This window comes from Mycolicibacterium chengduense (assembly GCF_033741155.1).
Taxonomy (GTDB): domain Bacteria; phylum Actinomycetota; class Actinomycetes; order Mycobacteriales; family Mycobacteriaceae; genus Mycobacterium.
In genome coordinates this window covers 744,563-757,515 of sequence record NZ_JAWQNH010000002.1, presented here as the reverse complement: position 1 = coordinate 757,515, position 12,953 = coordinate 744,563, and the positions used below count along the sequence as shown (strand labels likewise).

The following is a 12,953-nucleotide window of genomic DNA, read 5'->3' as shown; positions in this document are numbered from 1 at the left end:
CCGCCATGGATCTGACGAGTGCCGACTTTCCGGTGCACTGGCCGGTGCAGACCCGCTGGACCGACAACGACATGTTCGGGCACCTCAACAACGCGGTGTACTACGAACTGTTCGACACCGCGATCAACGCCTGGATCGGCGCGGGCACCGGCATCGACGCGATGACGGCCCCGTGGCTGGGTGTGGTCGCCGAATCGGGATGCCGGTACTTCGCCGAGCTGAAGTTCCCGGCGAACCTGGTGGTCGGGCTGGCCGTCACCCGACTGGGTACCAGCAGCGTCACCTACCGCACCGCGTTGTTCGAAGACGGCCAGCCGCTCGCCGCGCGACCTGATTCGCGGCTCGCCGCGGTCGGCTCCTGGGTGCACGTCTACGTCGACCGCGACACCCGCAGACCGGTGCCCATCCCCGACGCCATTCGCGAGCTACTCACCGGCGCGGTGGTCTGACAGCCACCGTGCGATCGCCGCGACGCCGTCGCGGAAGAAGATCCGGTACGGCCGGTCGGCCACGTACCCCAGATGCGGGGTGGTGACCACACCCGGCATGTCCCGCAACGGGTGCCCGAGCGGCAGCGGTTCGGTGTCGAACACGTCCAGCCCCGCCCCGGCGATCGAACCGGAGCGCAGCGCATCGATGAGCGCCACCTCGTCGACGATCGGGCCGCGGGAGGTGTTGACCAGCAACGCGGTCGGTTTCATGGCCGCGAATTCAGCGGCTCCGATCAGGCCCCGGGACCGGTCACCGAGTTTCAGGTGCACCGTCAGCACGTCCACGGTGCCGAAGAATTCGTCGCGCGGCAGGTACCGGGCTCCGGCCGCGGCCGCGGTCTCGGGCGTCATGTTGGTGCTCCATGCCACCACCTCCATGCCGAAGGCCGCGCCGATCCGCGCCACCCGCGGCCCGATCCGGCCCAGGCCCAGTACGCCGAGGACCCGTCTTTCGAGTTCGCGACCCACCCCGAGCTGCCAACGACCCTCGGCGACCGCGCGGCTCTCGGCGACCAGGTTGCGGGCCGTCGCCAGGATCAGCGCCCAGGTCAGTTCCACCGTCGACGCCACGGATCCACCGGTGTGACTGACCTCGATGCCGAGCTCGGCGGCCGCGGCCATGTCGATCGAGGCATTCGCGTTGCCGGTCGAGGCGATCATCCGCAACCGCGGCAGCCGGGTGAGAACGCTGCGCGGCAACGGCGTTCGCTCGCGCATCACGAACACGACATCGAACGGTGCCAACCGGGTGATCAGCGCCGCCTCGTCGGCCAGATGATCGTCGAAGACCGTCACCTCGGCGCGTGCGGTGACGGGCGACCAGTCGGTCATCTGCAGGGCGACGTTCTGATAGTCGTCGAGGACGGCGACCCGGATCGGTGTGCTCACGGCCCTTATAGAATCGCCCGATGCCCATCGTGAGCAAGACCGAAGAGGTCACCGCCTCTGCCGCGGCGATCATGGCGATCGTCGCCGACTTCGAGGCGTACCCGCAGTGGAACGAAGAGATCACCGGTCTCTGGATCCTCGCGCGGTACCACGACGGGCGGCCCAGTCAGCTCCGGCTGGACACCAAGATCCAGGGCATGGACAGCACCTTCATCCAGGCCGTGTACTACCCCGCCGAGTTTCAGATCCAGACCGTGCTGCAGCAGGGAGACATCTTCTCCAAGCAGGAGCAGCTGTTCTCGGTCGTCGAGATGGGGGCGACGTCGCTGCTCACCGTCGACATGGACGTCGAGGTGTCGATGCCCGGTGTCCCGTCGATGATGGTGAAGAAGATCGCCAACGACGCGCTGGAGCACCTGGCGGGCAACCTCAAGAAGCGCGCCGAGGAACTGGGCGCCTGACGCGCCGAGATCGACGTTTCGCCGATTTCTTCTCGCACTTTCGCGCCCGTTTGATCAATTGGGCGGTTAGGTCCAGAGGCCGAGTTCGTCCAGCCGGCGGGTGAGCCGACGGGCGCCGTCGGCGAACTGGCTGCGGGTCAGCTGCACCACCTCGTCCACGTCGCGGCGGCGCAGCGCGGCCACCAGCTGGCGATGGTTGGCCACCGCGTCCGCACCCCACGACGGGTCGGCGGCGTACAGATTGGGCGGTAGGTACCGCGCGGCGTGCAGCAGGAACCAGGCCAGCTTGATGCGTCCGGCGGACCGGTTGAACGCTCGGTGAAAGCTGAACTCCGCCATGGCGATCGACTCGAGGTCACCGGAGTCGACGGCCTCGGCCAGCGCGTCGGTCAGCCGGGAGAGTTCGTCGATCCCGTCTTCGGTGATCCGGGTGGCGGCCGACGCCGAGATCTCGGTCGCGATGGTCGTCTGCAACCAGAAGATGTCGGCGATGTCGTCGCGGGTGAACGGCGCCACCACGTGCCCGCGGTGCGGCTCCAACTGCACCATGCCCTCGCCACGCAGGGTGCGTAACGCCTCGCGCACCGGTGTGATGCTGACGCCCAGCCGGGCCGCCGTCTCGTCCAGGCGCACGAAGGTGCCCGGCGGCAAGGTGCCCGACATGATGGCGGCCCGCAGATGGGCGGCCACTTCGTCGGACAGCTGTTCACGCCGGCTGATCGGCGCGGGCGTGGCGGGTGCGTTCACGGTGGGGGCGCGCTGCCTTTCACAAAGTCGGAAGTTTGTCCGCACGCCATTCTCGTCATAGTGTGACCGCGGCAACACAAGATTTGATCAAATATCAAGGACGCGCAACTCCACGACCGGAAAAGGCTCCCGTTGACCACTCAGCCGCTGCCCACCGATCAGCCGTATCTCGCCCGTCGGCAGAACTGGACCAACCAGTTGGCCCGGCACGCTCTCATGCAGCCGGATCAGACGGCATTGCGCTACCTCGGCCACACCACCACCTGGGGTGAGCTGGATCGACGGGTGACGGCGCTGGCGGGGGCGCTGCAGCGGCGAGGCGTGCAGCTCGGCGATCGGGTCTTGGTGCTGATGCTCAACCGCACCGAGTTCATCGAATCCGTCCTGGCTGCCAACCGGCTGGGCGCCATCGCGGTGCCGGTGAACTTCCGGATGACCCCGCCGGAGATCGCCTTCCTGGTGGGTGATTGCGAAGCCCGGGTGGTCATCACCGAATCGGTGCTCGCGCCCGTCGCGGTGGCGGTACGTGCGCTCGACCCGACGCTGACCACGGTCATCGTCGCCGGCGCGACGGACGATCTTCCCGACCTCGAAGGCTATGAGGACCTGGTCGCCGAGCCGGGTCCGGCGCCGGTGCCGGTGGACATCCCCGACGATTCCCCGGCGCTGATCATGTACACCTCGGGCACCACCGGACGACCCAAGGGCGCGGTGCTCACCCACACCAATCTCTCCGGGCAAGCCCTGACCCATCTGTTCACCAGCGGCGCCGACCTCAACAACGACATCGGCTTCATCGGTGTCCCGCTGTTCCACATCGCCGGGATCGGCAACATGATCACCGGCCTGCTGCTCGGCTTGCCCACGGTGCTCTATCCGCTCGGCGCGTTCGATCCCGGAGCGCTGCTCGATGTCCTCGAAGCCGAGAAGGTCACCGGGATCTTTCTGGTTCCCGCGCAGTGGCAGGCCGTCTGTACCGCGCAGCGGGCCGCGCCACGCAACCTCCGGCTGCGGGTGCTGTCCTGGGGTGCGGCGCCGGCATCCGATACGTTGCTGCGCGACATGGCCGAGACGTTCCCCGGCGCGAATATCCTGGCCGCGTTCGGACAGACCGAGATGTCACCCGTCACCTGTATGTTGTTGGGGCAGGATGCAATTCGTAAACTCGGCTCGGTCGGTCGAGTGATCCCGACGGTCTCCGCGCGGGTGGTCGACGAGAATATGAACGACGTGCCGCGCGGGCAGGTCGGCGAGATCGTCTACCGCGCACCCACCCTCATGGCGGGCTATTGGAACAACCCCGCGGCCACCGCAGAGGCGTTCGCCGGCGGCTGGTTCCACTCCGGCGACCTGGTGCGCCAGGACGACGAGGGTTACGTATGGGTCGTCGATCGTAAGAAGGACATGATCATCTCCGGTGGTGAGAACATCTACTGCGCCGAGGTGGAGAACGTTTTGGCCGGTCATCCGGCCATCGCCGAGGTCGCGGTGATCGGCAGACCGCATCCCAAATGGGGCGAGGTCCCCGTCGCCGTGGTGGCCCTCGGCGCGGCCACCGCGGCCCGGTTGACGCTGGCCGAACTCGACGAATACCTCGGCGGGCGGTTAGCCCGCTACAAGCATCCGAAGGCCCTGGAGATCGTCGACGCACTGCCGCGCAACCCTTCGGGCAAAGTACTCAAAACCGAACTGCGAAACCGGTTTGCCGAAGAAATTGCCGCGGGCGTCGATCAAATATCCTCTGCGGCAACGAATTCTGCCCCGGTGCCCAATTGATCGCTGGTCAGGATATGTTTGCTATCAACTCGGGTGTCAATACCGCGGATGCGATGTGCCGCTCGTGACGGATCGGGTACAGTCCTGTGGTCCGTCTTACTACCCGTCAGTAGGGAGATGGATATCACAGCAACGGGGATGGGCCGCAATCGGCAGGGAGGGGATGTGCGCCACGTGATTGCACTCCGCGACCGTGACAGGAGCACGCGACGGTGACGGCGAGCAACGGACTGGTCGACTACGTCCGTGATCAGTTGGAGAAGCCCCTGACCATGGTCGGTGGCTTCTTCAAGATGTGCGTGCTCACCGGCAAAGCACTGCTGACACGGCCGTTCCAGTGGAAGGAGTTCGTCCTTCAGAGCTGGTTCCTGATCCGGGTGGCCTTCCTGCCCACCCTGGCGGTCTCGATCCCGTTGACCGTGCTCATCATCTTCACCCTCAACATCCTGCTGGCCGAGTTCGGCGCCGCCGACGTGTCCGGCGCGGGTGCGGCTCTCGGCGCCGTCACCCAGCTCGGTCCCCTGGTGACGGTGCTCGTCGTCGCCGGCGCCGGGTCGACCGCCATCTGTGCCGATCTGGGCGCCCGCACCGTCCGCGAAGAAATCGATGCCATGGAGGTGCTCGGCATCGACCCGATCGAGCGCCTGGTGGCCCCGCGGGTGGTCGCCTCGACCTTCGTGGCGTTCCTGCTCAACGGCGCGGTGATCACCATCGGTCTGGTCGGCGGGTACTTCTTCGGCGTCTACATCCAGAACGTCAATGCCGGCGCCTACGTCTCGACGCTGACGCTGCTCACCGGGTTCCCCGAGGTGATGATCTCGGTTATCAAGGCCACCCTGTTCGGTTTGATCGCCGGTCTGGTCGGCTGCTACCGCGGGCTGACGGTCGCCGGTGGTTCCAAAGGTGTGGGCACCGCGGTGAACGAGACCCTGGTGCTGTGCGTGGTCGCGCTGTTCGCGGTGAACGTCGTGCTGACCACCATCGGCGTGCGGTTCGGGACGACGACATGAGGGCCCTCCAGTGAGCACAGCAGCGGTTCTTCGCACCCGGTTCCCCCGCGCCTTCGGCCGCGCCAGCGGTTACGCGGGTGCGCCGGGCCGATTCCTGGACAGCATCGGGCATGTCGCCTGGTTCGTGGTCACCGCGGTGGGTCACCTCCCGCACGCATTCAAGAACTATCGGCGCGAAGCGCTGCGGCTGGTGGCCGAGATCGGTATGGGTACCGGTGCCATGGCGGTCATCGGCGGCACCGTGGCGATCATCGGCTTCGTCACCCTGTCGGCCGGCTCGCTGATCGCCATCCAGGGTTTCGCGTCGCTGGGCAATATCGGCGTCGAGGCCTTCACCGGATTCTTCGCCGCGCTGGCCAACATCCGCGTCGTCGCCCCGGTGGTCACCGGCCAGGCGATGGCCGCCACCGTCGGCGCCGGCGCCACCGCCGAGCTCGGCGCCATGCGCATCAGTGAGGAGATCGACGCGCTGGAGGTCATGGGCATCAAGTCCATCTCGTACTTGGTGTCGACCCGCCTGATCGCCGGCTCGATCGTGATCATCCCGCTCTACGCGATGGCGATCCTGCTCTCGTTCCTGTCGGCGCAGCTGGTGACCACGTTCTTCTACGGACAGTCGGTCGGCACCTACGAGCACTACTTCCACACATTCCTGCGGGTCGACGACGTCATGTGGTCGTTCCTCGAGGTCATCATCATGTCGGTCATCGTCATGCTCAACCACTGCTACTTCGGCTACTACGCCAGTGGCGGCGCGGTGGGCGTCGGTGAAGCCGTGGGGAGGTCGATGCGTACATCACTGATCGCCATCGTGCTGGTGGTGCTGCTGGCCTCGCTGGCCCTGTACGGCACCGACCCGAACTTCAACCTGACGGTGTAGCCAGATGACCGCGCCGGCAACATCAGTGAACAAACCCAAGACGCCGCCCTACAAGCTGGCGGGCCTCGTGCTGCTGCTCGTGGTGGCCGTGGTGCTCGGGCTGACCTGGGCGCAGTTCCGCGGGTACTTCGAGAAAAAGGCCACCCTGGTGGTGATGGCCGAACGGGCCGGGTTGTCGATGGATCCCGGGTCGAAGGTGACGTTCAACGGGGTGCCGATCGGGCGGTTGAAGTCGGCCGATGCGATCACCGACGGTGAGGAGTCGCGGGCCAAGCTGACGCTGGATGTGCAGCCGCAGTATCTGAAGATCATCCCGGCGAATGTGGATGCGCAGTTGCGGGCGACGACGGTGTTCGGCAACAAGTACATCTCGTTTCTGTCGCCGCCGGATCCGTCGGCGGACAGGCTGAAGCCGGGTGCGGTGATCACTGCGGGCAGTACGACGACTGAGTTCAATACGTTGTTCGAGACGATCATGGGGATCGCCCAGCAGGTGGATCCGGTGAAGCTGAATCAGACGTTGACCGCGGCGGCGCAGGCGCTGGATGGGTTGGGCGACAAGTTCGGTCAGTCGTTGGTCAACGGTAACGACATCTTGGGTGAGCTGAACGCCCGGATGCCGCAGATCCGTCGGGATACCAAGGGGTTGGCGGATGTGTCGACGGTGTATGCCGATGCCGCGCCGGATTTGTTCGACGGGCTCAAGAGTGCGGTGGTGACGGCGCGCACGCTCAATGCTGAGCGGGGGACCATCGATGCGGCGTTGATGTCGGCGGTGGGGTTCGGTAACAATGCCGGGGATGTGTTCGAGCGGGGTGGACCGTATCTGGCGCGTGGCGCCCAGGATTTGTTGCCGACGTCCAAGTTGTTGGATTACTACAGCCCCGAATTGCTGTGCACCATCCGCAATTACCACGATGCCGGTCCGAAACTGGCTGCGGCGCTTGGCGGCAACGGATACTCACTGCAGACCAATACCGAGCTGATCGGCGCTGGCAACCCGTACGTGTACCCAGACAATCTGCCGCGGATCAACGCCCGCGGTGGCCCGGAGGGACGGCCGGGTTGCTGGCAGCCGATCACCCGGGATCTGTGGCCGGCACCGTATCTGGTGATGGACACCGGTGCCAGCATCGCCCCGTACAACCACTTCGAGCTCGGTCAGCCGCTGGCCGCCGAGTACGTCTGGGGCCGCCAAGTGGGGGAGAACACGATCAACCCATGAGCGCAGCGAATCGACACATGGCATGCGGGACCCGAGCCTGCGAGGGAGCCGCATGAGTATTAGAGGCACGCTCTTCAAACTCGGTGCGATCTCGGCGGTGCTGCTCGTCTTCACCGCCATCATCTTCGTGGTGTTCGCACAGGTCCGCTTCGACAAGACCACCGGCTACTCGGCGATATTCGACAATGCCAGCGGCTTGCGCAGCGGTCAGTTCGTGCGTGCCTACGGCGTCGAGGTCGGCAAGGTGAAGGACGTCACGCTGATCGACGGCGGTCAGCACGTCCGCGTCGATTTCGAGGTGCAGAACGATCTGCAGCTGTTCCAACAGACCACCGCAGCCATCCGATACCTGGACCTGATCGGCAACCGCTACCTGGAACTGCGTCGCGGCGACAGCGACAAGATCCTGCCGCCGGGCGGCACCATCCCGCGTGAGCGGACCCAGCCTGCCCTGGATCTGGACGCATTGGTCGGCGGGTTCCGTCCACTGTTCAAATCGCTGGACCCGGACAAGGTCAACAACATCGCCAACTCGCTGATCACGATCTTCCAGGGTCAGGGCGGCACCATCAGCGACATCCTGGACCAGACCGCCGAACTGACCTCGGCGCTGGCCTCGCGGGACCAGGCCATCGGCGAGGTGATCACCAACCTCAACACCGTGCTGGACACCACCGTCAAACACCAGCAGCAGTTCGACGACACGCTGAAGAACTTCGAGGCCCTGATCACCGGCTTGAAGAACCGGGCGGACCCGATCGCCTCGTCCGTCGCCGACATCAGCAATGCCGCAGGTTCGTTGGGCGACCTGCTCTCCGATAACCGGCCGCTGCTGCGCGACACGCTGGGCTATCTGGAGACCACCCAGCAACCGTTGGTCGACCAGAAGGACGAGGTGAACAACATCCTGCAGCAGATCCCGGCGTCGCTGAAGATCATCGGTCGCGCAGGTGGTATCTACGGTGACTTCTTCAACTTCTACGTGTGCGATCTGTCGCTGAAGCTCAACGGGCTGCAGCCGGGCGGACCGGTCCGCACCGTCAAGGTGGTCACCCAGCCGTCGGGCAGGTGCACGCCGAAATGAGGACGATCCAAGGTTCTGACCGCGCCCGCAAGGGCGTGATGGGTGTGATCACCGTGGCGCTGGTCATCGGTGTCGGCTCCAGCCTCACCAGCGTGCCGATGCTGTTTGCCGTTCCCACCTATTACGCGCAGTTCAACGACACCGGCGGGCTGAACGTCGGCGACAAGGTGCGCATCGCCGGTGTCGACGTCGGCGATGTGACGAGCATGGACATCAAGGGCGACAAGGTCGAGATCGGCTACACCCTTGGTGGCCGGGAGATCGGCACCGAAAGCCGGGCCGCTATTCGCACCGACACCATCTTGGGACGCAAGAACATTCAGGTGGAGCCGCGCGGCAACACGATCCTCAAACCCCGCGGATCGCTTCCGGTCGAGCAGACCCAGACGCCGTACCAGATCTACGATGCGTTCCTCGACGTCACCCGCGCCTCGCAGGGCTGGGACACCCAGGCCGTCAAGCAATCGCTCAACGTGCTGTCCGAGACGGTCGACCAGACCTCGCCGCACCTGAGCGCCGCGCTCAAAGGCGTGCAGGAATTCTCCGATTCCCTCGGCAAGCGCGACGAGCAGCTCAAGCAGTTGCTGGCCAACGCGGGCAAGATCGCGACGGTCCTCGGTGACCGTAGCGGCCAGGTGAACGCCCTGCTGGTCAACTCGCAGACGCTGCTGGCCGCGATCAACGAGCGCCGGCAGGCCGTCAGCATGCTGCTGGAGCGGATTTCGTCGGTCTCCCAGCAGATCACCGGATTCATCAACGAGAACCCGAATCTCAACCGTGTGCTGACCCAGTTGCAGACCGTCAGCGGTGTCCTCAACGAGCGCAAGAACGATCTCGCCGACACCCTGAGCCTGGCCGGCAAGTTCATCACCGCGCTGGCCGAGGCGCTGGCCTCGGGCCCGTACTTCAAGGTGCTGTTGGCCAACCTGCTGCCGCCGACCCTGTTGCAGCCGTTCGTGGACGCAGCCTTCAAGAAACGCGGCATCGACCCCGAACAGTTCTGGCGCAACTCGGGTCTGCCCGCCTTCCGGTTCCCGGATCCGAATGGAACCCGGTTCGAGAACGGCGCGCCGCCGCCGGCGCCGACGCCGATCGAGGGCACTCCGGAGAATCCCGGACCCGCGGTGCCGCCAGGGTCGCCGTGCTCGTACACACCGCCGGCCGACGGTCTGCCCCGGCCCGGTGACCCGCTGCCGTGTGCACACCTGGACCAGGGTCCCTACGGTCCGGTCCCCGGAGGCTACCCGCCACCCAATGTGGCTACCTCGCAACCCAATCCGGACGGAATCGGTCCGAACCCCGGTGTACCTTCGGCGGCCATCCCCGGTCAGGTGGCGCCCGATGTGCCGGGCACCCCGGTGCCGATCGCGCCCGGTCCGCCCGGTGCGCGGACGGTTCCGGTCGGTCCGCCCGGGCTACCCACGCCGCCCGGGGACATCCCCGGCCGCGCGGTCCCCGCACCGCTGCTGCCGCCAGGACCGCCGGCGCCGCCCGGACCTGGCCCGCAGATCTCCCCGGTGGGCACCGAGCCGCTGCCGGGTAACCCGCCGTTCCTTCCGCCCGGATCTCAGGGAGGGGCCCCGTAAATGTCGAGCGTCTTCAACATCCGAAACATCAAGCTGCCGCACTTCTCCCGTACCGCGGTGATCCTCACCGCGATCGTGGTGGCGGTGGCCATCGGCGCGGGCGTGGTGGGCTGGAACGTCTACAAGAAGCTGACCACCACCACGGTCACCGCGTACTTCCCCGAGGTGCTTGCGCTGTATCCCGGGGACAAGGTGCTGATCATGGGTGTGCAGGTCGGCAAGATCGACTCGATCTCCACCGACGGCGACAAGATGAAGGTCGTCTTCCACTGGAGCAGCAAGTACAAGGTGCCCGAGAACGCGTCGGCGTCGGTGCTCAACCCCAGCCTGGTGTCCTCCCGGGTGATCCAGCTTTCGCCGCCTTACACTGGCGGGCCGGCGATGGCCGACGGCGCGGTGATCCCGTTGGAGCGCACCCAGATTCCGGTCGAGTACGACGAGTTGCGGGACCAGGTGACCCGGCTGCTGGCTGATCTGGGTCCGTCGAAGGAACAGCCCAAAGGACCGTTCGGTGATGTCATCGAGTCCTTCGCGGACGGGTTCGCCGGCAAGGGCGAGCAGTTCAACAAGACGATCCAGGGTCTGTCCGAGGCGCTCGACGCCTTGCACCAGGGTCGCGGCGATATCGTCGCGGTGATCAAGAGCCTCGCCACGTTCGTCAACGCGCTCTACAAGAACGACCAGCAGTTCGTGGCGCTGAACAACGATCTGGCCCAGTTCACCAATTCGTTCACCAACACCGACCGTGAGGTGGCCACCGCGCTGCAGCAACTCAACCAGGTGCTCGGCACCACCCGAAAGTTCCTGGACGAGAATCAGAAACCGCTGACCACCGACATCAAGAACCTGTCGGACGTGACCACCGCGATCCTGCAGCCGGAGCCGCGCAACGGCTTGGAGACCGGCCTGCACGCCTATCCGAACTTGGCGGCCAACGTCGTCAACATCGCGTCGTCCAACCAGGGTGGCCTCGTGGCGCTGCCGGTGCTGCCGGGCGTCACCAACTTCTCCAACCCGCTGAACTTCATCTGCAGCACCATCCAGGCCGGTAGCCGATTGGGCTACCAGGAATCCGCCGAGTTGTGTGCCCAGTACCTTGCGCCGATCCTGGACGCGATCAAGTTCAACTACCTGCCGTTCGGGATGAACCTGGCCAGCACCGCGATGACGCTGCCCAAGCAGATTGCCTACTCCGAGCCGCGACTGCAGCCGCCGCCGGGTTACAAGGACACCACGGTGCCGGGTATCTGGTCGCGTGACACGTTGTTCTCGCACGGCAACCACGAGCCGGGCTGGATCGTGGCCCCCGGTATGCAAGGCGTCGAGGTGCAGCCGTTCACGCAGAACATGCTGACCCCGGAATCGTTGGCGGAGTTGATGGGTGGGCCCGATATCGTCCCGCCGGCCGCGCCACCGGCTTTCGGGGTGCCGCCCGGTGGCAACCTACCCGGTCCGCCGAACGCCTACGACGAGTCCAATCCGCTGCCACCGCCGTGGTATCCGCAGCCCGGCCCGCCGCCGGCACCGGCTCCCGGCGTGCTGCCCGGCGACCCGCTGGGAGCCATCGCCCCGGCACCGCCGGCCGCACCCGCGGCCGGCCCGGCGCCCGCGGGACCACCACTGCCCGCCGAGGCCGGAGGGGGTAACTAGTGCTGACACGTAACTGGAAGCGCGCCGGCCGGCGCACGGCCGCGCTCGCGGTGGCCGCGCTGGCCCTGAGCTCGTGCTCGCAGTGGCGCGGTGTGGCCAATGTGACGCTGCCCGGTGGTCCCGGCACTCAGGACGGACACTCCACCATCTACATCCAGATGCCGGAGACATTGGCGCTCAACGCCAACAGCCGGGTCCGGGTGGCCGACGTGTTCGTCGGCAGGGTCAAGGCCATCCAGTTGAAGAACTGGGTGCCGACGCTGACGGTCGACCTGGATCCGGGTATCACGTTGCCGTCGAACGTGCTGGCCAAGATCGGCCAGACCAGCCTGCTGGGTTCGCAGCACGTCGAATTGGACAGCCCGCCGGACCCGTCGCCGGTACCGCTGCGCAGCGGTGACACCATCCCGCTGAAGAACTCGTCGGCGTATCCGACCATCGAGCGCACGTTGGCCAGTATTTCGGGCATCCTCACCGGCGGCGGCATCCCCAATATCGAGGTGATCCAGAACGAGGTCAACAACATCCTGACCGGCCGGGCCGATCAGATCAGGGAGTTCCTGAACCGACTGGACACCTTCACTGCGGAGATGAACAAGCAGCGCGACGACATCACCCGGGCCATCGATTCCACCAACCGGCTGCTGGCCGTGGTGGCGCAGCGCAACGACACGCTGGATCAGGTGCTCACCGAGTTCCCGCCGCTGATCCAGCATTTCGCGGACACCCGCGACCTGTTCGCCGATGCGGTGACGGCCCTGGGACGGGTGTCGGCAGCCGCCGACGACACGTTGAGCAACACCAACGCCAACCTGCACACCAACTTGGTGAACCTGCAGCGCCCGCTCAAGCAGCTGTCCAAGGCCTCGCCGTACCTGGTGGGTGCGTTGAAGCTGCTGCTGACAGTGCCGTTCAACATCGAGAACGTACCGAAAGCCGTTCGCGGTGACTACATCAACACGTCGGCGACCATCGACCTGACGCTGTCCGCGGTGGACAACTCGCTGTTGTCGGGCACCGGTGTCTCGGGCATGTTGAGGGCGCTGGAACAGGCCTGGGGCCGTGACCCGGCGACGATGATCCCCGACATCCGCTACACCCCGAACCCGCATGACGCGCCGGGTGGACCGCTCGTCGAACGGGGGGAGTGAGACA

The 12,953-nt window shown here is 66.0% G+C and carries 12 protein-coding genes; 10 read left to right on the top strand and 2 right to left on the bottom strand.

Going from position 1 to position 12,953, the window contains the following annotated elements:
- Window positions 1-11: 11 nt before the first annotated feature.
- Window positions 12-449 carry an acyl-CoA thioesterase gene (locus SBI67_RS09135; protein WP_318980494.1) on the top strand — a complete coding sequence of 146 codons (438 nt, stop codon included), beginning with the start codon at window positions 12-14 and terminating at the stop codon, window positions 447-449.
- Here the strand turns inward: SBI67_RS09135 and SBI67_RS09130 are convergent.
- Window positions 426-1,322, bottom strand: coding sequence for a D-2-hydroxyacid dehydrogenase family protein (locus SBI67_RS09130; RefSeq protein ID WP_413232452.1), 897 nt, complete (start codon window positions 1,320-1,322; stop codon window positions 426-428). The genes SBI67_RS09135 and SBI67_RS09130 overlap by 24 nt on opposite strands.
- 77 nt (window positions 1,323-1,399) lie before the next feature.
- Here SBI67_RS09130 and SBI67_RS09125 point away from each other — a divergent pair, with 77 nt between their 5' ends.
- Window positions 1,400-1,840 carry an SRPBCC family protein gene (locus tag SBI67_RS09125; RefSeq protein WP_318980229.1) on the top strand — a complete coding sequence of 147 codons (441 nt, stop codon included), beginning with the start codon at window positions 1,400-1,402 and terminating at the stop codon, window positions 1,838-1,840.
- Window positions 1,841-1,906: 66 nt separating this feature from the next.
- On the opposite strand, the gene SBI67_RS09120 is transcribed toward SBI67_RS09125, so the two are convergent.
- The gene (locus tag SBI67_RS09120) at window positions 1,907-2,587 is read right to left on the bottom strand and encodes a GntR family transcriptional regulator (protein ID WP_318980228.1); all 681 of its coding nucleotides are present in this window, start codon (window positions 2,585-2,587) and stop codon (window positions 1,907-1,909) included.
- A gap of 132 nt (window positions 2,588-2,719) precedes the next feature.
- Here SBI67_RS09120 and fadD5 point away from each other — a divergent pair, with 132 nt between their 5' ends.
- The 8 genes from fadD5 to SBI67_RS09080 all read left to right on the top strand — a co-directional run bounded on the left by fadD5 (window position 2,720) and on the right by SBI67_RS09080 (window position 12,949).
- Window positions 2,720-4,363, top strand: coding sequence for a fatty-acid--CoA ligase FadD5 (fadD5, locus tag SBI67_RS09115; protein WP_318980227.1), 1,644 nt, complete (start codon window positions 2,720-2,722; stop codon window positions 4,361-4,363).
- A gap of 212 nt (window positions 4,364-4,575) precedes the next feature.
- Window positions 4,576-5,373 (top strand): MlaE family ABC transporter permease, encoded by a 798-nt coding sequence (locus SBI67_RS09110; RefSeq protein WP_024454954.1) that lies wholly within the window; start codon window positions 4,576-4,578, stop codon window positions 5,371-5,373.
- Window positions 5,374-5,383: 10 nt separating this feature from the next.
- Window positions 5,384-6,253 (top strand): ABC transporter permease, encoded by an 870-nt coding sequence (locus tag SBI67_RS09105; protein WP_024454955.1) that lies wholly within the window; start codon window positions 5,384-5,386, stop codon window positions 6,251-6,253.
- A gap of 4 nt (window positions 6,254-6,257) precedes the next feature.
- A complete protein-coding gene (locus SBI67_RS09100) occupies window positions 6,258-7,478 on the top strand; it encodes an MCE family protein (protein ID WP_318980226.1) in 1,221 nt (406 codons plus the stop codon).
- Window positions 7,479-7,530: 52 nt separating this feature from the next.
- Entirely contained in the window at window positions 7,531-8,562 is a 1,032-nt protein-coding gene (locus SBI67_RS09095; protein WP_318980225.1) for a virulence factor Mce family protein, read from the top strand.
- A complete protein-coding gene (locus tag SBI67_RS09090) occupies window positions 8,559-10,148 on the top strand; it encodes an MCE family protein (protein ID WP_318980224.1) in 1,590 nt (529 codons plus the stop codon). Before SBI67_RS09095 ends, SBI67_RS09090 begins: the two co-directional genes overlap by 4 nt.
- The gene (locus SBI67_RS09085) at window positions 10,149-11,798 is read left to right on the top strand and encodes a virulence factor Mce family protein (RefSeq protein ID WP_318980223.1); all 1,650 of its coding nucleotides are present in this window, start codon (window positions 10,149-10,151) and stop codon (window positions 11,796-11,798) included. It begins immediately after the preceding gene.
- Entirely contained in the window at window positions 11,798-12,949 is a 1,152-nt protein-coding gene (locus SBI67_RS09080; protein ID WP_318980222.1) for a virulence factor Mce family protein, read from the top strand. The genes SBI67_RS09085 and SBI67_RS09080 overlap by 1 nt, the downstream gene beginning before the upstream one ends.
- The last annotated feature ends 4 nt before the right edge of the window (window positions 12,950-12,953 follow it).

Bases quoted from the DNA above. Each gene is read 5' to 3' on its own strand.
- SBI67_RS09130 (WP_413232452.1), bottom strand. From the start codon at position 1,322: ATGACCGACTGGTCGCCCGTCACCGCACGCGCCGAGGTGACGGTCTTC.
- SBI67_RS09125 (WP_318980229.1), top strand. From the start codon at position 1,400: ATGCCCATCGTGAGCAAGACCGAAGAGGTCACCGCCTCTGCCGCGGCG.
- SBI67_RS09100 (WP_318980226.1), top strand. From the start codon at position 6,258: ATGACCGCGCCGGCAACATCAGTGAACAAACCCAAGACGCCGCCCTAC.
- SBI67_RS09095 (WP_318980225.1), top strand. From the start codon at position 7,531: ATGAGTATTAGAGGCACGCTCTTCAAACTCGGTGCGATCTCGGCGGTG.
- SBI67_RS09090 (WP_318980224.1), top strand. From the start codon at position 8,559: ATGAGGACGATCCAAGGTTCTGACCGCGCCCGCAAGGGCGTGATGGGT.
- SBI67_RS09085 (WP_318980223.1), top strand. From the start codon at position 10,149: ATGTCGAGCGTCTTCAACATCCGAAACATCAAGCTGCCGCACTTCTCC.